The organism is Streptomyces sp. NPDC024698 (assembly GCF_055559015.1).
In genome coordinates, this window is record NZ_JBVHLK010000020.1 from 23,740 (window position 1) to 46,547 (window position 22,808).

Annotated in this window: 15 protein-coding genes; 13 read left to right on the top strand and 2 right to left on the bottom strand. The window is 75.9% G+C overall.

From position 1 onward, the window contains the following. The first annotated feature begins 284 nt into the window (after window positions 1–284). Window positions 285–2,588 carry a hypothetical protein gene (locus ACZ4AA_RS30930; protein ID WP_467610028.1) on the top strand — a complete coding sequence of 768 codons (2,304 nt, stop codon included), beginning with the start codon at window positions 285–287 and terminating at the stop codon, window positions 2,586–2,588. Between the two features lie 460 nt (window positions 2,589–3,048). Next, window positions 3,049–4,284: a helix-turn-helix domain-containing protein gene (locus tag ACZ4AA_RS30935; protein WP_467610029.1), complete on the top strand. Its 1,236-nt coding sequence runs from the start codon at window positions 3,049–3,051 to the stop codon at window positions 4,282–4,284. A 232-nt stretch (window positions 4,285–4,516) separates the two neighbouring features. On the opposite strand, the gene ACZ4AA_RS30940 is transcribed toward ACZ4AA_RS30935, so the two are convergent. Next, entirely contained in the window at window positions 4,517–9,274 is a 4,758-nt protein-coding gene (locus tag ACZ4AA_RS30940; protein ID WP_467610030.1) for an AMP-binding protein, read from the bottom strand. A 289-nt stretch (window positions 9,275–9,563) separates the two neighbouring features. Then, window positions 9,564–10,061, bottom strand: coding sequence for a hypothetical protein (locus tag ACZ4AA_RS30945; protein WP_467610032.1), 498 nt, complete (start codon window positions 10,059–10,061; stop codon window positions 9,564–9,566). Between the two features lie 400 nt (window positions 10,062–10,461). Here ACZ4AA_RS30945 and ACZ4AA_RS30950 point away from each other — a divergent pair, with 400 nt between their 5' ends. From ACZ4AA_RS30950 to ACZ4AA_RS31000, 11 genes are all read left to right on the top strand, one after another. Then, window positions 10,462–11,691, top strand: a complete 1,230-nt coding sequence (locus ACZ4AA_RS30950; RefSeq protein WP_467610034.1) for an aminotransferase class V-fold PLP-dependent enzyme — start codon at window positions 10,462–10,464, stop codon at window positions 11,689–11,691. A gap of 218 nt (window positions 11,692–11,909) precedes the next feature. Then, window positions 11,910–12,086, top strand: coding sequence for a hypothetical protein (locus tag ACZ4AA_RS30955; RefSeq protein WP_339134529.1), 177 nt, complete (start codon window positions 11,910–11,912; stop codon window positions 12,084–12,086). Between the two features lie 72 nt (window positions 12,087–12,158). Then, window positions 12,159–13,025 carry a JmjC domain-containing protein gene (locus ACZ4AA_RS30960; protein WP_467610036.1) on the top strand — a complete coding sequence of 289 codons (867 nt, stop codon included), beginning with the start codon at window positions 12,159–12,161 and terminating at the stop codon, window positions 13,023–13,025. Next, window positions 13,025–14,020 (top strand): JmjC domain-containing protein, encoded by a 996-nt coding sequence (locus tag ACZ4AA_RS30965; RefSeq protein WP_467610038.1) that lies wholly within the window; start codon window positions 13,025–13,027, stop codon window positions 14,018–14,020. The genes ACZ4AA_RS30960 and ACZ4AA_RS30965 overlap by 1 nt, the downstream gene beginning before the upstream one ends. Then, window positions 14,017–15,210 carry a YcaO-like family protein gene (locus ACZ4AA_RS30970; protein ID WP_467610041.1) on the top strand — a complete coding sequence of 398 codons (1,194 nt, stop codon included), beginning with the start codon at window positions 14,017–14,019 and terminating at the stop codon, window positions 15,208–15,210. The genes ACZ4AA_RS30965 and ACZ4AA_RS30970 overlap by 4 nt, the downstream gene beginning before the upstream one ends. Continuing rightward, complete coding sequence (locus ACZ4AA_RS30975; RefSeq protein ID WP_467610044.1) at window positions 15,207–16,484, top strand: TfuA-like protein; 1,278 nt, start codon at window positions 15,207–15,209, stop codon at window positions 16,482–16,484. The genes ACZ4AA_RS30970 and ACZ4AA_RS30975 overlap by 4 nt, the downstream gene beginning before the upstream one ends. After that, window positions 16,481–18,523 (top strand): S9 family peptidase, encoded by a 2,043-nt coding sequence (locus ACZ4AA_RS30980; RefSeq protein WP_467610047.1) that lies wholly within the window; start codon window positions 16,481–16,483, stop codon window positions 18,521–18,523. Before ACZ4AA_RS30975 ends, ACZ4AA_RS30980 begins: the two co-directional genes overlap by 4 nt. An 85-nt stretch (window positions 18,524–18,608) precedes the next feature. Then, window positions 18,609–19,529, top strand: coding sequence for an AAC(3) family N-acetyltransferase (locus ACZ4AA_RS30985; protein ID WP_467610049.1), 921 nt, complete (start codon window positions 18,609–18,611; stop codon window positions 19,527–19,529). Next, on the top strand, window positions 19,526–20,068 hold the full coding sequence (locus ACZ4AA_RS30990) for a GNAT family N-acetyltransferase (protein WP_467610051.1): 543 nt from the start codon (window positions 19,526–19,528) through the stop codon (window positions 20,066–20,068). The genes ACZ4AA_RS30985 and ACZ4AA_RS30990 overlap by 4 nt, the downstream gene beginning before the upstream one ends. Continuing rightward, a complete protein-coding gene (locus ACZ4AA_RS30995) occupies window positions 20,065–21,393 on the top strand; it encodes a M16 family metallopeptidase (protein WP_467610054.1) in 1,329 nt (442 codons plus the stop codon). Before ACZ4AA_RS30990 ends, ACZ4AA_RS30995 begins: the two co-directional genes overlap by 4 nt. After that, window positions 21,390–22,745, top strand: coding sequence for a M16 family metallopeptidase (locus tag ACZ4AA_RS31000; protein ID WP_467610057.1), 1,356 nt, complete (start codon window positions 21,390–21,392; stop codon window positions 22,743–22,745). The genes ACZ4AA_RS30995 and ACZ4AA_RS31000 overlap by 4 nt, the downstream gene beginning before the upstream one ends. Window positions 22,746–22,808 lie beyond the last annotated feature (63 nt).

A 22,808-nucleotide genomic window follows, 5' to 3' on the forward strand; every position in this document is an offset into this window, starting at 1 on the left:
GACGCAACTCCCTTACAACACCGGCCACTTCACGCCCGCTTCGAGCCGCCTCCCGGCGCACCCGCTCCGGGGCCCGGGAGACGCCCCTGTCACGGGAGTCCCGCCGGATCGAGGACCGTTCGGGGGCCGCTGGAGAAAACGGACGGCCAGGACACCGCGGAGCTAGCGTGAACAGGCCCGGCCCCGGCACGTTCCGGGGCCGTCCGGGCCCGTACGCCGGCTCCCCGGGCCGGCAGGGCAGCCCGTCGCGCACCCGGGGGTGTCCGCAAAGGGGGGACAGGACGATGGACGGTGACCGGCCCGCCGGTGTGTGCGCGGTGATCGACCCCGAGCGGGGCGAGCACGGCACCATGCACCTGTACGGAACACTGGACACCGCCTCCTTCCACCGCGCCCTGCACCGCGTCGCGGAGGCCCGCCCCGGCACCCGGCAGCCCGGACCCCGGCTGGTGCGGCACGGACCGGGCCTGCACAGCGTCGAACTCCCCGCCGGCGCCGAAGCACCCGCGCCCGCCGCCGTCGGCCTGCTCGCCGACCTCCTCACCGCCGCCCCCGAACCCGGCCCCGGTCCTGGCGCCGTAGCCGCCGGGCCGCCCTGCCGGACACTGCCGCGCACCGAACCGGTCACCCCGCTACAGCGCCAACGCCTCGCCGACACCCTGGCCTGGCCCGGCCACCAGGGCGAACAGCTGCGCTGGCGCTGGTACGGGCCCCTGGACACCGCACGCCTGACCGCGGCCTGGCACGCCGTCGGCGAACGGGAGAGCGTCCTGCGCACCGCCTTCGTCTGGGACCCGCAGCCCCGCGCCGTCGTCTTCGAGCGCACCGTCACCGGCATCGTCCGCCACCCGCACACCACCGAGACCGGACGCGCCGTGCTGCGGGAACGCGAGCGCGAGCGCGCCTTCGACCTGCGGCGCCCGGCCGCGGTGCGCCTGACCCTGCTGGACAGCGGCCCCCACGACGCGCAGGCACCCTTCACCGACATCCTGCTCACCTACCACCGCGCCCTGCTGGACAGCTGGAGCGCGCGACTGCTGATGCGCGAATGCTGCCGCGCCTACCTCGCCGGCGGGACACTGCCCGGCGGCCGGCGCCGTCCCGACCTCGGCGACTGCGCCCGCCTGCTCACCGCCCAGGACCCGGGCCCGGCCCCCGACTTCTGGCACGAGAACACCCACCACCCCACCCACCGTCCCGACCGTCACCGTGCCCGTCGCCCCGTCCCGCCCTCCCCGGCCGGGGAGGGCCGGACCGCGGGCGGCACCGGCACCGGGGTGCTGCGCACCGCCCTGTCCCCGGCCCGCAGCACCCACCTGGCGCACTGGGCGGCACGCTGGGGCGTCGCGGAGAGCAGCGTGCTCCAGGCGGTCTGGGCCCTGCTCCGCTACCGCGCCACCACCACCCCCGCACCCACCACCACCCCGGCACCCACCACCACCCCGGCACCCGCCACCACCCCGGCACCCGGCTCCGTACCTGCCACCGCCCCGGCACCCAACTCCGCACCCGCCACCGCCACCACCCCGGCACCCGCCACCGCCCCGGCGCCCGGCTCCGTACCTGCCACCGCCCCGGCACCCAACTCCGCACCCGCCACCCCCGCCTCCTCCGCTGCCGCTTCCGTGACCATCGGCTTCGGTCTGGACTTCCCCGGCCGCGGACTGCTCCTGGACGGCATCGAGGGCGTCCCCGGCCCGTTCGAGAACGCGCTGCCCCTGACTCTCTCCCTCCACCCCCGGCTGCGGCTGCCCCGGCTGCTGCACACCCTGCGCGACCTGGTGATGGACCTGTCCGCCTACGAATGGACCACCGCCGGCGGACCGGCCACCGCCGGCGGGGGGACACGGGCCGGCGGCCTGCTCGCCTTCGACTGCGGCCCCCGGCCCGAGACCGCCTACGGCGACGAACTCGCCGCACACGGGATCCGCCTGGAAGAACAGGAAGCCGCCGGAACACCCGCCGGGTACGCCCTGCGCCTGCGCGCCGGCCACGACGCCCACCGCGCCCTCGTCCTGACCTGCGCCTACGACCGCGACCTCGTCGACACCGGTACGGCCCGCACCCTGCTGGAACACACCGTGCGCCTGCTGTGCCTGCTGCCCGCCACGGCGACCGCCTCCACCACCGTCGCCGACGTCCTGGCCCTGATGCCCGACACCCCCACACCCCCGGTCCCGGACGGTCCCGCCGCCGGTCAGGGGGAACCCCTGCTGGCGCTGCGCGGCCCGTCCGCGCCCGCGGCCGCCACCGTGTGCCTGCTCGAGGTCCCCGGCACACCGCGCACCGGACACCGCGAACTCCTGCGGCACTACCGGGGACCCGAGGCCCTGACCGCGCTGCGCCCGAGTGCCGGACAGACGGCCCGCACCGACGCGCTCGCCCACCTCGCCGCCTCGGCCGGCCGGCTGGTCCTGGCCGGCTACGCGGGCACCGGCGCCCTGGCCTGCGACCTGGCCCGCCGGCTCACCGCGGCCGGGGTGCGCCCGCCCCTGGTGGTGGTCGGCGGCGCCCACGACGACCCCGACGGGCCCCGCCGCCTGGCGGACGCCCTGCACCGGGCGAGCGCGTTAGCCGACCGGCCCTGACCCACCGCCCGCTGTCCGCCGGTTCGTGCCCGTACCACCGCGGGAAAGATCACCTCTTGGGCCAGCCGATGTCGTCGTCGCCCCGGGGGTCACGCACCGGCGCCCGCCGGCCGGCGAGAGCCTCGCGCAGGGCACGGCGGGCAGGAACCACGTGTTTCATCGGATGACTCCCGTGGGCGCGGACGAGGGGCGGCTTCCCGTGAGCGAGGACGGGCCGGCGCGCAGGTACCGGCCCCGGTGCTCGAGATATTCCCCGTAACCGCTCAAGACCCGCTCGAGGAACGCCAGACGGCTGCGTGAGGATCGCACGAACTCCGCGGCACGCCCTCTGGCAAAACATTGCCCGCCCCTTGCCCCGCCGCCTACGCTCAAGGCGGCTCCCCGATGACACCCGGGCGGCGGCGCGGCGCGCCCCGCCCCGCGGGCCGCCCCCCACCCGTCCGTCCCAGGGAATGGTCACATGCTGCGTCAGCCCGCGTTCGGCCGTCGTCTCCGCAAACTGCGACAGGCCCGCGGGCTGTCCCAGACCGCCCTGGCCGGGGAGGGCATGTCCACGGGATACCTCTCCCGCCTGGAGTCCGGCGCCCGCCAGCCCACCGAACGGGCTGTCGCCCACCTCGCCCAGCAGCTCGGCCTGGAACCGGCCGACTTCGAGGAACCCGCCGGCGGCTCCCTGGCCCACGCCCTGTCCCTGGTCTCCTCCACCGGCTCCGACACCGCGATGGAGACACTGCGCGAAGCCCTGGCCGCCGAGGGCCACGAGGCACCGGTGCTGCGCTGGCAGGCCCTGTGGCAACTGGCCGGACAGCGGCGCCTGCAAGGTGACCACGACGGCGAACGCGAGTACCTGGAGGAACTGGTACAGCTCGGCGAATCCGTGGGACTGGTCGCCCTGCGCGTGCGCGGCCTGACCCGGCTGGCCCGCTGCCTGCGCACGCTGGGCGAGATCACCGCCGCCCTCGACGCCGCGATGAGCGCCCACCACCTCGCCCGCGAGGACGACCTCGACGCGGAGGACCGCGCCGCCGTGCTGCTGGCCCTGGTCTCGGTGGAGGCCGAGGCGGGCCGGATGCCCGACGCCCGGGCCCACGCCGACGAACTGGCCGAACTCGTCGCCGGCCGCAGCGACACCCTGTGGGCGGAGGCCATGTGGACCTGCGCCGCGGTACGCCTGCGCCAGGGCGACTACCCCGCAGCCCAGGTCCACCTGGAAGAGGCACTGGAGAAGTTCAGCAGCCGCGAGGACCTCGTGCTGTGGCTGCGCCTGCGGTTCGCGGCCGGCCGGCTGTACTTGCAGAAGCAGCCCCCCGACCCCCGGGCCGCCGAGCGGTGCCTGATCGCCGCCGAACCCGCACTCGCCTTCGTCGGCACCCCCGGCCTGCGCCAGGACCTGCTCGCGCTCAAGGCGGACGTCGCCTTCCTGTCCGCCCGCTACGACGAGGCCCACGCCCTGCTCGGCGAACTCGCCGGAACCCAGCTGCGGATGAGCTACCGCGACCGGGTACGCCTGGACATCCTCCGCAACCAGCTGCGCATCCGCTCCGGCGACCAGAGCGGCGTCCAGGGACTGCGGGACCTGGCCGAACAGGCCCAGGCCGACGCCAACATCGACCTGGCCGCCGACATCTGGCGCATCCTCGCCGAAGCCCTCGCCGACACCACCACCCACCACACCCCCGCCACCCCCGCGACATGACCACCCCCCCCCGGGCAGGGGCATGACCACCCCGGCCACCCCCGAGGCATGACCGCCGCGGCCCTGCCCGGAACATGACCGCCCCGGCCACCCCCGGGACATGACTGCCCCCTGGCCACGCCCAGGGCCTGATCGCCCCGGCCCCGCCCGGACATGACCGCCCGGCCGCCCTGGGCGTGTCCCCCCCTGGCCCCGCTCCGGGCATGACCGCCCGGCCGCCCGCAAGGGACCTTCATCTCTCCCGCAGGCCCTGCGCATGCATCTCGTGCCAGCCGCTGGGCACGGTGGCCGTCGCGGGCCACCGGGCCTGGCGGCCGGCCCCGTCGGTCAGCGTCACGAAGACGGCCGACGCGTCGTCGAACGGGTCGTCGTGGGCCGCGCCGTCCAGCACCCGCAGGTTGCCGTACTCGTCCAGACGGGCCGCGCGGCCGGTGCGCCACATGCGGGCGGTGGTGTCCCGCGGGCCGCCAGGGGCGGCGAACGGGTCGGGCAGGAACCGGCCGTCGCCCGCCCCGGGTCCTCCCAGATAGCCGCGGGCAACGCCGGCCCCGGCGATGTAGAGGGAACCGGTGCGGCCCGGGCCCACCGGGCGCAGCCGTGCGTCGAGGAGGTAGGCGCGGTGGCCGGGCGCGGGCCGGGCCGGGGCGTGCGGGGTGTGCTCGACGACGAGCCGGGCCTCCGCCCAGCCGCCGCTCACGGTCAGCTCGGCCCCCTCCGCGCGGGCGAGCGGCACCAGCGCGCTCAGGACGTCGTCGGCGCCGCCCAGCACCACCCGGGCGCCCTGCCGGCGAAGCCACCCCAGCACCTCGTGCGGCACGTCCCGGGTGAGCGAGCCGTCCGGGACGTGCACCTGCCCGCCGCCGGCCAGGGTGCTCAGCAGCCCGATCGCCGTGTCCCCGTCCGGATAGCCGCGGACCAGCCAGGCCGCGTCGCCCGCCGCCGGGGTCAGGCACTCGCCGCCCACCACGACGGTGCCGTTCTCGCCGGGCAGCAGCACCAGCGGATCGCCGCCGTGCGGCGGCCGGATCCTCTGGGCCCCGGGCACCGGCCGGGCCCCGTCCGCCGCCTGCCGCCCGGCGCTCTCCTCACCCACCAGCCGGGCCGCGCCGGGCACGGCGGGCAGCAGCAGGTCCGCGGTCTCGTCGAGCAGCAGCACCACCGGGTGCAGCGACTCGGCGAGGTCCAGCGCGGGGTCGGCCGGCACCAGCGCGGCCCCGGTCCTGGCCACCGCCACCGCGGCCACCGCGAAAGCGGCCGGCGAGGACAGCGCGCTCAGCACACAGCTGCCGGGACCGGCCCCGTGCCCGATCAGGGCCCGCGCCAGCAGATCGGAACGGGCGTCGAGCCCGGCGTAGTCCAGGCCCTCCAACGCGGGCGCCCCCGGGGCCCGCGCCACCTGCGCCGCGAACAGCGCGGCCACGTCCTGGCGCACCGGCGGGAGCTGCGCGCCCGCCCACACCCCGCTCGCGGTGGCCGTGCCGGGCGGGGGGAGCAGCCGGCTCAGCCGCGCGGCGGGGGCCGCCAGGGCGGAGCGCAGTACGGCGGTGAGCCGGCCGGCCAGACAGGCGGCGGCGCTCTCGCCGAGCGTCTCGTGGCGGAAGGTGACGGTGACGGCGATCCCGGCCGCCTCGCCCGCCGGGCCCTGGCGCTGCGTCAGCGTCAGCCCCAGGTCCGCGGCCGGCACCGCGGGGGTGCAGTGCTCGGCCCGCACCGACAGCCCGGCCGCCTCGAACCGGCCGGCGCACTCCGCCACCACCGCCAGCGCGACCCCGCCGGGCAGTGCCGCCAGCGGCGCCCGCCCGTCCCGGTAGGCGGCCAGGTCCTGTTCACGCACCCGGCGCAGCAGTTCGGTGAAGGGGGGATCGCCCGAGGTGTCCACGCTCAGGGCCAGCACCCGCGCGTAGGGGCCGACGGCCTCGCGCAGCGCGGCGGTGTCCCGCGCCGGGACGGGCGCGGCCACGGTGACCGGGTTCTGTGCGCCGAGCCCGCCCAGCAGGGCCACGAGCGCCGCGTGCACCACCATGAACACGGTGGCGCCCTGCTCGGCGGCCAGCCGGGTCAGCCGTGCGTGCAGGTCCGCGTCCAGACTGTTCTCCAGGGTGCCGTAGGAGGCGGGGCCGCGGTGCGGGCCGCTGCCCGGCAGCGCGGCGGGCGGCAGATCACCGAAGACCGCTCGGGGGGCCGCGTCCAGCCCGGCGGGGGAGCGGTGCGGGATGCCCCCGGTGGCCCGCATCCCGTAGGCCCGGGCCAGGTCGGCGGCCAGCGGCACATGGGACCACAGGTCCACCGAGTCGGCGGGCAGGGACAGTTCCAGCAGGTGGTCCTCGGCCGCCAGGGCACGCAGCCGGGTACCGGCCGCGCCCAGCCGGGAGTTGCGCAGCACCGGATGACGCCGCCCCAGATCCTCCAGGGCCGCCTCCAGCGCACGCCGGTCCAGCGGGCCGCGCAGCCGCAGCGAGAACGCGCGGCTGTCGCCGGCCGTGTCGCCCGGCCCGGTCGCCGCCGCGGGCGCGTCCCCGACCAGCGCGGCGAACGCGGCCGCGGTCGGCGCCCCGTACAGCGCCCGGATGCCCAGGTCGGTGCCCAGCGTCGCGCGGACCCGGGACAGCAGCCGGCCGGCCAGACGGCGGCCGCCGATGCGAAAGAAGTCGGACTCGGCGTGCACCCGGTGCCGGGGCAGGCCCACCACCTCGGCGAACAGATCCCGCACGATCTCCTGGACGGGCGTGCCGGGCTGGGTGCCCCGCCGCCCGACGGGGACCTCCACCGGCAGGGCCGTACGGTCCACCGCGCCGGACGCGTCCAGCGGCAGGGCCTCCAGCACCGTCAGCGCGGAGGGCACCATGTGCTCCGCCAGCCGCTCCTGGAGATGGGCGCGCAGCACCACCTCCAGATCGACGGCGTCCGCGAGCGCGGCCGGAACACTCGCCAGCCCCTCCACCCCGCCGTCCGTTCCGCCGTCCACCCCGCCGTCCGTTCCGCCGTCCGTTCCTCTGCCGGGCGGCGCGTACACGCCCGTCACCGTGCCCGCGGGCACCTGCGCGGGATCCAGCAGGACGATGTCCAGGAGCTCGGGACGCTCCCCCCAGGTGGGCAGGGCCCGGTAGCCCAGACGCTCCGCCCGCGCGCACAGCGCCTCCGGTCCGGGGGCGGGCGCGTCCTGCGGCGCAAGATCGAGGCTCTCGCGCGGATCGAACAGGGACCGCATCGCCGTGTACTCGTCGTGCACCCGGCGGTTGGGCACCCCGGCCAGACGCAGCACGGCCGGCCGCGCCGCCGTGACCCGGTCCACGGCCTGCACCCCCTCGCTCTCGGCCCAGCGCACGACGGGCGCACCGGCGAGGTCGGCGACCGGCTCGGCGGTGGAGAGCACCACGTCGTAGCGATAACGCGTCAGCTCGTTGTGGTGCACCCCCCGCTTGACCCGCACGTCCACCGCGCGCACCGCGGGCAGACGGCGGGCGAGCGCGCCGAACAGGGCGGGGGAGAGCAGCAGTTCACTCTCCGCGGCGACCCGGTGCTCGATGGCACCGCACAGCGCCCCCCGCTCGCCCCCGGCACCGCCCGGCCGGGCCAGCGCGATCCCGGTCTGCATGCAGCGGGCCAGCTCCAGGCTGCGCACATCGCCCAGCAGGAGCGAGCCGCCCGGCGCGAGCAGCGCCAGCAGCCGCTCCACGACGGTCCGCAGCCGGGCCAGGCCCGGGAAGTACTGGACCACCGAGTTGACGACGATCGCATCGAAATGGCCGGCGGGCAGTCCGCGGGTGTCCCCGGCGTCACGGCAGTCCAGGCGCACCTTCTCCTTCAGCACCGGCTCGGCCTCCACCCGCGCGGCCAGCCCGGCGACGGCGGCGGGGGAGAAGTCCGTCGCCCAGTACTCCTGGACCTCCATCTCCCGCGCCAGCGGGAGCGCCAGCCGCCCGCCGCCCGCACCGATCTCCAGGACCCGGCGGCGCGGCAGCTCCCGGATCCGGGCCAACGTGGCGTTTCGCCACTCCCGCAGCTCCTGCTGGGGGAGCGGCAGGGCGTCGTGACCGCCGGCCGTCCAGCCGCCGAAGCCGCCCGCCGGCCCCGGGGCCGCGGCGCCCGCGTGCAGCGCTTCGTGGATCTCCTGCCACCGCGCGCTCTGCGCGTCCTCCTCGGCCGCCGCCGGCACCACGACGGCCGGCACCACGTGCGCCACCAGCCGCCGGTCGCCGTCCGCGCCCTCGCGCACGGACACCGCCGCGGCCGACACCGCCGGATGCGCGCTCAGCACCGACTCGACCTCACCCAGACCGAAGCGCCGCCCGCACAACTCGACCCGCACATCAGCCCGCCCGTCCGTCGGCCCGTCCGTCCGGTGTCCGTCGTCGCCGTCCGGGCCGCCGGTCAGCCCGGCACCCGAGGCCAGCGCGCCCCACACCCCGAAGGCGACCGCGTCAGAGTCCGCCGACCCGGCCGGGCCCGGCCGCGGCGCACCGGCGGAGCCCACCAGGTCCAGCACCGCGCGGTGCCGCACGACGACGCCCTCGACGGCGCCGGGGGCGTAGCAGACACACAGGACGTCGCCCGGACCGGCGCTCTGCCCGGACAGGGCGGCGGAGCGCCGGGCGATCCCGGGCGCCTCGGCGTCCAGCGCGAGGACCAGCGTGTCCAGACCCGCGTAGTCCGCCGCGTCCGCGCTCCCGGTCAGCACCGCCGCGGCCCCGCTGTCCCGCACGATCAGCCGGCGCCGCCGCACACCGTCGGCGGTGTCGAGGGGGACATAGGCCGCTCCGGCCCGCACGATCGCCAGGAACGCGGTCACCGTCTGCGCACCCGGGCGCAGCGCGGTCACCACCCGGTCGCCGCGGCCGATGCCGCGGGCCCGCAGATGGGCGGCGAGACGGTTGGCCGCACGGCCCAGCTCCCGGTAGGTCAGGCCGCCGTCGCCCGGCCGGGGCCGGTGCACCGCGACCGCGTCGGGACGCTCCTGGACCTGCTGCTCGACGAGGCCGGAGATCGACATCGGGACCCGCTCCTTAGGACAGCGCCTTCCGGCTTGGCACAATGTTTCCTGAATCCTGGCAAGGGCGGCCTGAGGTGGCGTCCTGAAGCGGTCGAGCGGCACTGGAGCCGCTGGTGGCAAGGGGGAGTTGCCGCCGGGGACGGGGGCGGGGGGTTGCCAGGGCGCCCGGGGCGGGGGAGTGCCCGGCGATCACCGGAGCGCCTCGCCGACCCGGAAAACACCGAAGCCCCCGCTGGGCATGGCTGCCTGCGGGGGCGTCACGGGGCGGGCACGGATGCCCGGAGAGGGATCAGACGCTGGCGACGGCGGGAGCGGTCGGCCAGTTGGTGTCGGCCTGGATGGCGGCGGGGGCGACGGGCCAGTTCGTGTCACCGGCCTGGATGGCGGCGGGGGCGACGGGCCAGTTCGTGTCACCGGCCTGGATGGCGGCGGGGGCGACGGGCCAGTTCGTGTCACCGGCCTGGACGGCGGTGGGGGCGGTCGGCCAGTTGGTGTCGGCCTGGATGGCGGCGGGGGCGACGGGCCAGTTCGTGTCACCGGCCTGGACGGCGGCAGGCGCGGTCGGCCAGTTGGTGTCCGCCTGAATGGCGGTGGGGGCGGTCGGCCAGTTGGTGTCGGCCTGGATGGCGGCGGGGGCGACGGGCCAGTTGGTGTCGCCGGCCTGGACGGTGGTGGAGACCGTCTTCGCCGTCGTCGGCCAGCCGATCGCGTCGGTGGCGGTGGCCCCGGCGGTGGAGAAGGCGGTGAGGGCGGCGACGGCGACGGCGATGCGGGCGATGCGGTTCATGGCGGGCTCCTCGGTGTCAATTTCGTTTTCGTTGCTTGGCAACCTTCTGCCAAGAAGATTGGCAACCAAAGCTAGTAAATCGGTCGGGAATGGGTCGATTCGGACTCAAGGTGCACGCCAGGAACGCCCAAGAGGCGGCCGGGCGGCGCGGAGTTGCCTGTGAAAAGCCGCCGTGAGCTGGGGAAACGTGAATTCTTGGCAGAGCCGGAAATGCTCTGGCAAGGCTTGGCAACTCCTGGAGAACCGGGCCCGGAGCGGCCGGGAACCTTGCCGTCGGCCTCGTACTAGAGCCGTGCCTGAGCCGGTGCCGCCCGAGGTTGCCAAACCTCCGGGACTCTGGGCAAGGTGTTGCCACGAAGTAGGCAATCTTTTGCCTCAGTTGTGGGGGGAGGCCCCTGAAGTGAACGAGACATCCCACTGCGGCCGCAGGATCCACCTCGACCCGGCCGGTGCGGGCCGCATGCCCGCGGCCGTACGGGAGGTCCTCACCGAGTGGACACGGTTCGAGGACCGGTACGGGCCCTACGAGCTGGACGAACGCCTCGAGGACGTCCTGCACCGGGAGATCCACGAGCGGCTGGCCGCCCTGCTCGGCGCGCCGGCCGGGGACACCTTCGCGGCCGCCGGCGCCGCGGAGGCGTTCGCCGCCGTGCTGTCCCGGCTGCCGCTCGGCCCGCGCGACCGTGTCTGGACCACTCCCTACGAGTCGGCCGCCAACCTCGGCGCCGTCTTCGCGCTGCGCGCGCGCACCGGCTGCCGGGTGGAGGTCGTACCGCTGCGCCCCGACGGCGACCTCGACCTGGAGTGGATGGCCCGGCACATCGGCGGCGACGTCGCCCTGGTCTGCGTCCCGTACGTGCCCGCGGGCTGCGGCACCGTCCATCCCGTCGAGGACATCGGCCGCCTGCTCGCCCCGCACCGCTGCCTGTACGCCGTCGACGCCTCGTACGCGGTGGGCCAGCTGCCCGTGGACGCCGCCCGCATCGGCTGCCACCTGCTGACCGGGGACGGCTGGAGGTTCCTGCGCGGCCCGTACGCGACCGGATTCGCCTGCGTGACACCGCGGCTGCGCGAGGCGCTCACCCCGCACGGCGGCCTGCCCCTCATGCCGCCGCACGGTGCCGCGGCCGCCGCGCTGAACCAGGCCCTGGCCCTGCACACGGCGGCCACGGCACCCCCGGACCTCGCACCCGGCCTGCGGGCCGCCGTCCAGGACACGGCCGGCACCGAACTGATCGCCCCCGGACGCCTCCAGAGCGGCATCGTCACCTTCCGGCACCCGGACGTGCCGGCCGCGCTGGTGCGCCGCCGCCTCGCGGACCGCGGAGTCCTCGTGTGGAAGACGGTCGCCGAGGAGATCCCGCTGTACCTGCCCAAGCGCGGTGTCGTCACCGCCGTACGCGCCTCCGTCCACCACGACAACGCGGCCCGCGACATCGAGGTGTTCGCCGACGCCCTCAAGGACGCCGTGAGCGGGACGCCCCCGCTTCCCGCGCCCGCCCGGCACCCGCGGCCGGCCGCACCGGCGCCGCACCCGGTGCCCTCCCTCCCGGCCGCGGCCGGGAACCGGAGCCCGCGGCCGGCGGGCCGACGGCACCTGAGCCTGGTCCGGCCCGGTAGCGCGGGCTGACCCGCCCCGCCCCGGTGGGCCGCCGGCCGGACCGCCGCCCCGCCGCCCGCCGGATGCGACCGGGCCCGGGAGGACCTCTCCCGGGCCCCGTCATGTCCCCGGCGGCCGCGGCCGGTTGTTCGAGTCGGGCGCGAGGAGCCTCCAGGCGTGTCCCGAGTCCGGTCGTGTTCCCTCCAGGAGCGGTCACTGATCGGCAGTGGCCTCTTTAGGAGGTTCGCATGGCTCTGCGCGACGTGTTCCAGTCCCTCAACGAGACCGACTCCGTCGCTTCGCCGGCCGAGTCCCGTCTCGCGGGCGAGGGCGTCCTGGACCCGGAGAAGGCCGCCGTCCTCAGCAACAACGAGGAGGCCGCCGACGCCCCCATGACCGTCCTCAGCCAGATCAACGAGGCCTGAGCAGCACCACAGGTGGCCGCCTGGGAGCACACCGCTCCCAGGCAGCCCCGGACCGGAAAGGTTGGCACCCGCATGACCGCAGCCACTCCTCTGCCCGCCGCCCTGACCGGCAGGCTCCTCGGCGACACCTCCTGGGGCATCACCCACCGCGTCGAGAGGCAGGCCCTGGACCCCTCGGCCCTGCTCACCTCCGCCACCGTCCGGCGCCTGCTCGACGCCAGCCTCCTCAAGTGGCCCTACTTCACCCTGCTCAACCACGGCGAGGTGCCCACCGTGTCGTCGTACACGACGAAGCGGGACGTGATCGGGCACAAGGCGGCCGGATTCGCCGACGCCCGGGCCGTGGCCCGCCACATGGCGAACGGCGCCTCCCTCAAGCTCAACCAGATCGGGGACTGGCACGCGCCCACCCGCGCCATCGCCCGGCAGCTGGAGGAGCTCCTGCCCGTGGCGGTCAACTCCTACGTCTTCCACACCCCCCAGGAATCCCGCGGCATGCTCCCCCACCGGGACGCCGCCCATGTGCTCGCCATCCAGCTCGAAGGCCGCAAGGAGTGGCACCTGTACGCCGAACCGGACCAGGTCGGCGCCTCGGCGGGCCTGGACGTCGACGCCGCCCGCCCCACCCACGTCTTCACCCTCGAACCGGGCGACGTGCTCTACCTGCCGCACGGCTGGCCGCACGACGCCGTCGCCCGCGGCGGCGACTCCCTCCACCTGACGTTCACCCTCACCGAACCGACCCCGGAGGACCTGGTCGACGCGCTCCTGCGGCGCTTCCTCGACGACGAGCACAACCTCGTCCACCACTTCCACACCCGCCCGCTCGCGGCCCGTACCGCCGAGGTCCGCTCGGCCCTGACCGAGCGGGCCCGGACGCTGGACGGCGACCACTGGGCGCACACCGCGCTCGAGACGATGCGGGAGGCGATCGGCTGATGCCCACCACGACCACGAGGATCCGCCAGGCCGAGGCCGCCGCACCCCCGCGGCCCGCCGCACCGGACACCGCCCACGACGACACCGCCCACGACGACAGTGCCCACGGCCACGGCGGTGTCGTACCGGACCGGCTGGAGCACCTGGTCGGCGACCCTGGCGCCTTCTTCCGCGACCACTGGGCCCACCAGCCCGTCGTCCTGCGCGCGCACAGCGACCTGAGCCGGCTCATCACCGAGCAGGAGATGTGGGACGAGGTCGACTGCGGACTGCTGTCCCGGCCCTACTTCACCGTCTTCAACGAGGGCGTGCGCACCGCGATCAGCGACATGACCCGCAAACGCACCGTCGTCGGCCACGAACTGCCCGGCTTCATCGAACCCGAACGCATCCGCGAGGACTTCGCGAACGGCGCCACGTTCAAGTTCAACCAGGCCGAGCACTGGCACCCGCGCATCCGCACCCTGGTCAAAGCCCTCGAACCCCACTTCAGCGGCGGACTGGAGTCCTTCGTCTTCCTCAGCCCGCCCGGCAAGACCGCGATGCAGGCCCACATGGACGGCGCGCACGTCTTCATCCTCCAGGTCGCCGGCGTCAAGGACTGGGTGGTGGGCCGCGTCGACGACACCTCCACCAGCGACTCCGTCCTGCACGAGGGCGCCATCCCCGACGAACGCCGCATCGAGCTGACCCTGCGCCCCGGCGACGTGATGTACATGCCGCACGGCACCCCGCACTACGCCACCGCCCGCGAGGGCAACTCCATCCACATCGCCATCACCGTGGAGGAGCCCACCGCGCAGAACCTCGCCGAGGTGTTCCTGGCCGGCTTCCTCGGCACAAAAGCCTTCACCGCCCTGCACGACAGCCACCACCGGCACTCCCTGGCCCAGCGCACCGAACTCCTGCGCCAGGCCCTGCTCGACCACCTCGCCGGCGCCGACGAGGACGCCGCGACGCGGGCCGCCGTCACCCTGCGCAGGGAACACCGGTGAACGGGCCGCGGGCAGCACGCCGCGCCCCCTGGATGAGCGGCGGAGGACCCGCGGCCGTCCGCGAGGGCACCCTGCGCACGGCGGACCTCGACACCACCTGGGCCCGCCTTCAGCCGCAGCTCGCCGCCCGCGGCATCACCCGGGTCGCCGACCTGACCGGCCTGGACATCCTCGACGTCCCGGTGTGGACGGCGATCCGGCCCGCCGCCGCCACCCTGGTCGCCAGCGCCGGCAAAGGCCTCACCCACACCGCCGCCCGCATCTCCGCGGTCATGGAGTCCCTCGAGGTCGCCGTCGCCGAACAGGCCCGGCCCGCCGGCGCCGCCCACGGCACCGCCCGCGCCCTGGCCCCGGGCTACACCGTCGACGACCTGACCCTGCACCCCGTCTCCCTGGTCGACGACCGCAGCGTCCTGGAATGGACCACGGGCTGGGACCTGGCCTGCGGGGCACCGGCCCTGATCCCCACGGCCGCCGTCGGACTGCGCGGCTGGGCCGCCGCCCGCTGGCAGCCCCCCACCTTCGTCACCACCACCAACGGCCTGGCCTCCGGCAACGACCACGTCGAGGCCACCGTCCACGCCCTGCTGGAGAGCGTCGAACGCGACGCCCTGGCCCGCCTGCGCCCCGACGACGCCGTCGCCACCGACCTGGACACCGTGGGCGAGCGGCTCGGCGCGGTCATCACCCGCATCCACGCCGCCGGCGCCGACGTCGCCCTGGAACGCATCCCCTCCGTCCCCGGCACCTGGGCCTACACCTGCTGGCTCACCCAGCCCGAGATGTGGCAGATCTTCGCCGGCTCCGGCTGCCACACCGACCCCGCGATCGCCGCCGAACGCGCCCTGCTGGAAGCCGTCCAGAGCCGCGGCTCCACCATCAGCGGCGGCCGCGACGACATCCCCGAATGGACCTTCCGCCGCCTGGGCGCCCCACCCGACCGGCCCCGCCCCACCCCGCACCACACCGAACCGATGCCCACCGCGACCCGGCCGGCCACCTCCCTCGACGACGTGCTGGACGACCTCGTCACCGCCGTGCACCACACCACCAAACGGCCCGTGATCGCCGTCGACCTCACCCCCCACCGCCGGCCCTGGCCCGCCGTCGTCCAGGTCTTCGCCCCGGGACTCGGGCTCGCCCTCCAGCACCCCCGCCCGCGGTCCCTCGCCAGCAGGAGCTTCGCGTGACCCCCCGCCGCATCGCCTTCGTCGGCCCGACCCTGCCCCCGCACCAACGGCCCCGAGGCGCCTTCACCTACCGGCCCCCCGTCCGGCACGGCGACCTCTTCGACCTGTGCCTGCGCCCCGGCGACCAGGTACTGATCATCGACGGCGTCTACCAGCACTTCGCCCCCATCCGGCACAAGGAGATCCTCGCCCAGCTCGCCCGCGGCGTGCACGTCGCCGGCACCGCCAGCCTCGGCGCCCTGCGCGCCGCCGAACTCGCCGGCTTCGGCATGCAGGGCCTGGGCCACGTCTACGGCGAGGCCCACGCCGGACGCCTGAGCGCCGACGCCGACGTCGCCGTCCTGCACACCGACGACAGCGCCGGCGCCCGCCGCCTGACCGAGGCCATGGTCTGCATCCGCCACGCACTGACCGAACTGCTCGAAGCGAAAGAACTGGACCCCGGCCAGGCCGCCCGCCTCGAACAGGCCGCCGCCCGCCTGCACTTCACCGAACGCTCCGCCACCGGCCTGCGCCACACGGCAGGACCCGACCGCGACGCCATGCACCTGCTCCTGGACCACCTCAGACGCCACGGCGACATCAAGACCCGCGACGCCCGCCACGCCCTGGACACCCTCGCCGCCCGCCCCGTCCCGCAGCAGGCCCCCGCACCCGGCACCGCCGAGGCCTGGACCAGCTCCTACGGCAGAGAAGGGGACTTCGAGCACCGGCCGCTCAAACCCGGCTCCGCCGTCGGCGCCCGCCTCGCCCTGGCCTGCCTCCAGCTGTTCGCCGTCGACTACCCCGAACGCCACCGCGCCTACGCCCTGCGCCTGGCCGCCGCCACCACCGGCCGCACCGGCCCCGCCGGCCGGCTGCTCGGCGCCGCCGGCTTCGCCCCGGCCACCCGCCCCCACGCCCGCCTCGCCCGCGGCACCGAGGCCACCGCCCACTGGACCGCCGACGAACGCCTCCTGGCCCGCACCTTCCGCCTGCCGCCCGGCCGCCTCGTCTACCAGGACCTGCCCGCCGAAGCCGTCGCCGGCAGCACCCTGGACGAACTGGAACAACGCTGCCTCAAACTGCTCCTGCCCCCCGCCGCACACCCCCTGCCCACCACCCAACGGCACACCCTGTTCAGACAGTTGTGGCAGGCCGGCTCCGACCACGACTACCGGCTGTGCGCGCTGGAGCGCGGCTTTCGCGACACCGAGGAGGCCGCCCGCCTCGCCGGCGCCTTCGACCTGGCCCTGATCGCCCGGCTCCTCCGGACACCGGCGGCGGCCCGATGAGCCCCACCCCACCCCCCACCACCACCCCTCACACCCCGGACCTTGCCCCGGACCTTGACCCGGCCCCGGCCCTGGCCCAGGGCCTGGCCCCGGACCTGGCCCAGGGCCTTGCCCGGGGGCTGGCCCTGGCCGAGGCGCACAGCACCGAACCACGCCCCAGAGAAATCGCCGCCCACGGCGACGACGGACTGCTGCTGCGCGTCGACGTGCCCACCCGCCACGGCGCCGAACAGCAGCACCTCGTGCACTACCGCCGCCGCCCCGACGGCACCTGGCAGGCCGGCTGGACCCTGCCCTGGGGCACCCAAGCACTGCCCGTACCCGGCGGCTACGTGTGCGTGCGCCGCGCCGACGGCCGCACCCTGGTGGAACTGCGGCCCGCCGACGGCGGCCCCGGACAGCTCCTGCTGAGCACCCCCGGACGCGTCGGCGCCCTCGCCCCCCGCCCCGGCGCCGGCCAGATCGCCGTCACCACCAGCACCTTCGGCGGACCCGGCGAACACCCCCAGGGCCTGCTGGCCGGCTCCGACGCCGTATGGGCCGAAGGCTCCGACATGACCCTCAGCTACGCCAAACAGCCCCAGAAGGAATGGCAGGTCCACCTCGTCCCCCTGGACGGCACCGCCCCGCACCTGCTCACCCCCGACATCCCCGCCGACCTCGCCCTGTCCGGCGAGGCCGCCTGGGCCACCGAAGCCACCCTGTTCCTGGGCGCCCTGCGCCACCACCGCCACGGCGTCCGCAACTTCGGCCTGCTCGCCCTGGCCGTCGACCAGGGCGATGCCACCCGCACCCTCTTCTGCGACACCGTCGACCTCTGCTACCCCGTCCCCGGACCCGGCGGCCAGGTCGCCTACCTGGGCACCACACCGCGCCACGACAACACCCCCATCGCCCAGTTCGCCTGCCTCGTCGGCGAACAGCTCCACCAGCCCGTCCTGCTGCCCGCCCAGAACGGCCTGTGGCAGCGCCCGGCCGGCTGGGACGGACCCCGCCGCCTGGTGTGCACCGCCGAATCCGGACCCCGCCGCGGCCTGTACGTCCACGACCTCGACGACGCCACCTGGCACCTGGTGCCCACCCCGGCCTCGGTCATGAACACCCGCGTCCACGCCGGCCGCGCCGCCGTCCTGACCTCCGCCCCCGACACCCCGCCCGCCCTGGACGTGACCGCCCTGCACCCCGGCCACCCCACCGAACACGTCGTCTTCGCCGAGGCACCCCCGCGCCCGGGCAGCCTCCAGTACCGGCGCCAGCGCATCCCCGGCACGGACGGCGACCTCGCCAGCTGGGTGTGCCTGCCCGAACACGGCACCCCCCACGCCACCGTCGTCCTCTACCACGGCGGCCCGTTCCAGAGCTGGAGCGAATGGTCCTGGCGCTGGAACCCCTGGCCCTTCGTCGCCTGCGGACTGGCCGTCGTCCTGGTCGAACCCCCGCTCAGCCTCGGCTACCCCGACGCGGTGCGCACCGGCTGGCGCCAGTGGCGCGGCGGCATCGCCACCAGCGCCGCCGCCCAGGTCGAAGCCGTCCGCGCCGCCGAAGGACTCCTCGACTCACCCCTCGCGCTCATGGGCGGCAGCTTCGGCGGCTACCTCGCCCTGAGCACCGCCGACTCCCTCAACCCCGACCTCGTCGTCGCCCACGCCGCCCCCCTGGACCTCACCCAGGTCGCCGAGGGCAGCGACGTGGGCTGGCAGTGGATCCGCGAGTTCGGCGACCCCACCGAATGGCGCCCCCTCTACCAGATCAACAGCCTCGCCCCCCGCCCCGTACGCCCCGGCACCCGCGTACTGCTCTCGCACGGACTCCAGGACGGACTCGTCCCGCCCACCGAGACCCTGCGCACCCACCGCGCCCTCGCCCGCCAGGGCGTACGCAGCGAGGTCGCCTTCTTCCGCTCCGAGGCCCACCCCCTCAGCCGGCCCGGGAACATCCGCGCCTGGTACCGCTGGGTCCTGTCGGCCGTCACCGACGAACTCGCCCCCAAGACCACCGGCCACCCCACCCCCGACACCCCAGCGCAGGCGACACCATGACGCACCGTCACACCACCCTCTGCGCTACGGCCCCGCCTGGCGAACCCGCCCCGCACGCCGCCGACACCCCAGCGGAGAACACAACATGACGGACCGTCACATCGTCACCCGTGCCGCGGTCGCCGACGGCATCACCGGCCTCGGGATCCGCCCCGGCGCCACCGTCATCGCCCACACCTCCCTCAGCTCCTTCGGCCACGTCGTCGGCGGCGCGCACAGCGTCCTGCTCGCCCTGCGCGACACCCTCGGCCCCCACGGCACCCTCGTCATGCCCGCCTTCACCCCCCAGCTGTGCCACCCGCACACCTGGCGCGCCCCCGACCTCGCCCGCGCCGCCGCCGACCCGCACCTCGCCGCCCAGATGCCGCCCTTCGACCCCCGCCGCACCCCGGCCGCCCGCACCATGGGCGTCCTGCCCGAACTGCTGCGCACCCAGCCCGGCACCCTGCGCTCCCGCCACCCCCACGTCTCCTTCGCCGCCCAGGGCCCCCACGCCCAGAACATCGTGCGCGAGCACCCCGCGGCCTGGCGGCTCGCCGCCCACGGCCCGCTGGGCCGGCTCTGGGACCTCGACGCCCACGTCCTGCTGCTCGGCGCCCCCTGGCAGAAAGCCACCGCCCTGCACCTCGCCGAGTACGCCACCGCCTACCCGGGCCGGCGCTCCGGCCTGTGGGCCGTGCCCCGACCCGACGGACACGGCGGCAGCCGCTGGCACCACGTACCCGAACTCCTCGTATGGGAAGGCGACTTCGACGCCCTGGGCGCCGCCTACGAAACCTCCGGCGCCCCCCTGGCCGAGGCCCGTATCGGCGGCGCCCGCTGCCGGGCCGTACCGCTGCGCGACCTGGTGCGCTTCGCCTGCGCCTGGCTGGCCGCACACCGCGACCTGAGCCGCGGACTTCCCCCGCCCGGCTGGCGGGACGTGGTGGATGCTGAGGCTTTCGTGCCCGCCGGAGAACTCGGCGCGGCGCACACCCACACGGCGGCCAAGGAGCCCATCACATGAGCGGCGAAGTGTCCCTGCGACCTGTCATCCCCGGCGATCTCGACCTCTTCGAGCGGGAGTTCACCACCCAGGAGGGCACCGGCCCCTTCCAGTGGTTCGGATTCACCTCCGCCCACCGGCTGCGCGACCGCTTCGCCGAGGACCGGCTCCTGGGCCCCGACGGCGGCATGCTCACCATCACCGCGGCAGGCGAGGCGGTCGGCCGCGTCGAATGGTTCGCCTCCGCCTGGGGACGCCCCGCCACCTCCTCCTGCTGGACCATCGCCATCGCACTGATCCCCGCCGCCCGCGGCCGCGGCACCGGAACCACCGCCCAGCGCCAGATCGCCCGCTACCTCTTCACCCACACCCGCGCCGAACGCGTCCAGGCCTTCACCGACCACGCCAACCTCGCCGAGCAACGCGCCCTGGAAAAAGCCGGCTTCACCCGCGAGGGCACCCTGCGCTCGGCCCAGTGGCGCTCCGGCCGCTGGCACGACCAGGTCCTCTACTCGGTCCTGCGCACCGACCTACCCCTGTGGGAGGAAGAACCCGAATGACCTCGCAGCCGATCGGCCTGCGTCTCGACAACGGCCTGAACGTCCTGCTGCAACCGCTGCCCGGCTGCCAGGTCGTCGCCACCTGCCTGCACGTCGCCACCGGTTTTCGCAACGAACCCGTCGCCGGCGCCGCACACCTGCTGGAGCACGTCCTGGCCCAGGGCGCCTCCAGCAGCAGGCCGCTGACCGACGCCGTCGCCGCCACCGGCGGCACCACCAACGCGCGCACCGCCGCCGACTACACCCAGTACACCGCCGTCCTCCCCGCCGGCGCGCTCGAACTCGGCCTGCGCCTGGAGCGCGACCGGCTCACCGACCCCGACCTCGGACCGCCCCACGTCAGCGCGCAGATCGCCGTCGTCCAGGCCGAGATCCGCCGCAACATGCTGCAACGCCCGCACGGCGGACTGGTCCTGTTCGACCTGCCCGCCCTGCTGCACGACAGCTGGAACAACCGGCACAACGGATACGGCGACATCGACGCCCTGTGCGACCTGGGCCCCGCCGAACTGGGCCGCTTCTTCCAGGAGTCCTACGCGCCCGGCAACATCCACCTCGCCCTCGCCGGCGACTTCGACCCCCGGCGCGCCCGCGACCTGGTCGAGCGGCACCTGGCCGCCGTGCCGGCCCGCACCACCCCGCCCCGCCCCCACGCCCCCGAGGCCCCGCTCACCGCCCCGCGCCAGGCGCTGCGCGCCGAACGGATCGCCGCCACCGCGCGCACCGCGATCGGTTTCCGCACCCCGGACCCGGCCGCCGAACCGGACGCCCACCTGGCCACCGTGCTGCTCGGCGAACTGCTGGAGAGCCTGGGCACCGACTGCCCCTGCCACCGCGGCACCGGGCGGACCTGGGGCGCGTTCAAGGCCCGCGCCCACCGCACCGGCAACCCCTTCGACGTCGCCCGCGACGCGCTGTTCGCCGTGGACTTCCCGCACCCCGTGGACACCGGGCCCGAGCAGGCCGAACACTGCCTGCGCTCGGTCCTCGCCGACATCGCCGACGGCACCGTGCCCGTCTCCGGGCCCCTGGCCCGTATCCGCAGACAGCTCGCCCTGGCCCTGCACGCCGAACTGGACTCCGTCATGAGCCAGGCGTCCTGGCTGTGCGTCGGCGCCGCCGTCCACCACGATCCGCTCCACCTGGCCGGCCTGCCGGACGCCCTGCTGCGGCTGCCCGACACCGAGGTGGCCGCCGCGGCCGCCCGCCACGCCACCGCCCCCGCCGCCCGCCTCACCAGCCGCCCGGCCCCCGCCCCGACCGTCCCCACCACACCCACTGCCCGCACCGCGGTCACCGCCGTCCCGACAGGAGCCGCACGATGACCGCCCCCACCGCACCCCAGCCCACACCCGCCGCACCCCAGCCCGCCCCCGCCGCATCCCGGACCGCTCCCGCGTCCGCCGGGCCCCGGCCGGAGGCCGCGGCCGTTCCGCGGTTCAGCGCTCCCGCGCACAGCGAACAGAGCACCGGCCGCGGCACGGCCGTCGCCCTCCAGCGCGCCGGGACCGGCCAACTCACCGAAGCCCGGCTGCTGTTCCCGCTGGTACCGGCCCCCGGCGCGCACCAGAGCCGGGTCGAGGTGATGGCCGAGGCCCTGCGCGACGCCCTCACCGAGGCCACCGCGGACCTGGCGACCGTACGGGTGGAGGCGCGCGGCGACCGGGCCGTCGTCGCGGTGCGCACCTTCGCCGACGACTTCGCCGCCACCCGCGCCCGCGTCCGCGACTGCCTGGACGAAGGCCGGCCGCACGAGGCCCGCCGGGTCCGCGAGGCGGCCGACCGGGTCGCCCGGCGCCTGGCCGCCGCCGAAACCGCGCCCGCCTTCCTCGCCCGCAGCGGCTTCCTCGCCGCCGCCTACGGCCCCCACCCCTACGGCCGCGCCGCGACCGCCGCCGCAGCCGCCGGCGTCGACGCCACCGACACCGCGGCCCTGCTCCACGGCGCGCCCGCCGCCCGCCGCCACAGCGTCGTCGTCGGCCCCGACCCCGCCGGAGCGCTCCTGGCCCAGGCGACCGCACTGCTGCCCCGCACCACCACCCCCGCGCACGACCACACGACCGCTGTCCCCGCGCCCGCGCCCGGAGCGCGCCGCACCCTGCTGCACCCCGCCACCCCGCAGACCCTGCTCCGCCTGGGCGGCCTGGTGCCCGGCCGGGGCCACGCCGACTACCCGGCGCTGCAACTGGCCGCGCTCATGCTCGGCGGCTACTACGCCAGCCGCCTCACCCTCGTCCTGCGCGAACGCGAGGGCCTGGCCTACGCGCCCCGCGCCGTCCTCGACCCGCTGGGCGCGCACGCCGTACTGACCGTGGAGGCCGACGTACGCCACGACGGCGCCGCCCGCGCCCTGACCCTCATCGCCGAGGAGACACGGCGCCTGGCCCAGGGCGCCTTCAGCGCACAGGAACTGCGCAACGCCCAGAACTACGCCGTCGGTTCCCTGGCGATGGCCTGCTCCTCCCGCTCCGGACTGGCCTCCACCTACGCCGCCGTGCTGGCCAGCGGCCTGCCCGCGAGCTGGCCCGCCCGCTACGAGGACCGGCTGCGGGCCCTGGGCGCCGACGACGTGGCCCGCGCCGCGGCCACCCACCTGGCCGCGCCCGCCCTGACCGCGGTGGTCGTCGCCCCGGCCCCGATCCCGGGCCTGCCGCCCACCGCACCCGACGCCACCTGAACACACCCCCGGGGGCGGCAAAGGCACCCGGCGCCCGAACCCCGGCCCCGCCACCCACTGCCC

Coding starts and splice junctions, on each gene's coding strand:
- ACZ4AA_RS30930 (WP_467610028.1), top strand. CDS start 285: ATGGACGGTGACCGGCCCGCCGGTGTGTGCGCGGTGATCGACCCCGAG.
- ACZ4AA_RS30935 (WP_467610029.1), top strand. CDS start 3,049: ATGCTGCGTCAGCCCGCGTTCGGCCGTCGTCTCCGCAAACTGCGACAG.
- ACZ4AA_RS30940 (WP_467610030.1), bottom strand. CDS start 9,274: ATGTCGATCTCCGGCCTCGTCGAGCAGCAGGTCCAGGAGCGTCCCGAC.
- ACZ4AA_RS30945 (WP_467610032.1), bottom strand. CDS start 10,061: ATGAACCGCATCGCCCGCATCGCCGTCGCCGTCGCCGCCCTCACCGCC.
- ACZ4AA_RS30955 (WP_339134529.1), top strand. CDS start 11,910: ATGGCTCTGCGCGACGTGTTCCAGTCCCTCAACGAGACCGACTCCGTC.
- ACZ4AA_RS30960 (WP_467610036.1), top strand. CDS start 12,159: ATGACCGCAGCCACTCCTCTGCCCGCCGCCCTGACCGGCAGGCTCCTC.
- ACZ4AA_RS30965 (WP_467610038.1), top strand. CDS start 13,025: ATGCCCACCACGACCACGAGGATCCGCCAGGCCGAGGCCGCCGCACCC.
- ACZ4AA_RS30980 (WP_467610047.1), top strand. CDS start 16,481: ATGAGCCCCACCCCACCCCCCACCACCACCCCTCACACCCCGGACCTT.
- ACZ4AA_RS30985 (WP_467610049.1), top strand. CDS start 18,609: ATGACGGACCGTCACATCGTCACCCGTGCCGCGGTCGCCGACGGCATC.
- ACZ4AA_RS30990 (WP_467610051.1), top strand. CDS start 19,526: ATGAGCGGCGAAGTGTCCCTGCGACCTGTCATCCCCGGCGATCTCGAC.
- ACZ4AA_RS30995 (WP_467610054.1), top strand. CDS start 20,065: ATGACCTCGCAGCCGATCGGCCTGCGTCTCGACAACGGCCTGAACGTC.
- ACZ4AA_RS31000 (WP_467610057.1), top strand. CDS start 21,390: ATGACCGCCCCCACCGCACCCCAGCCCACACCCGCCGCACCCCAGCCC.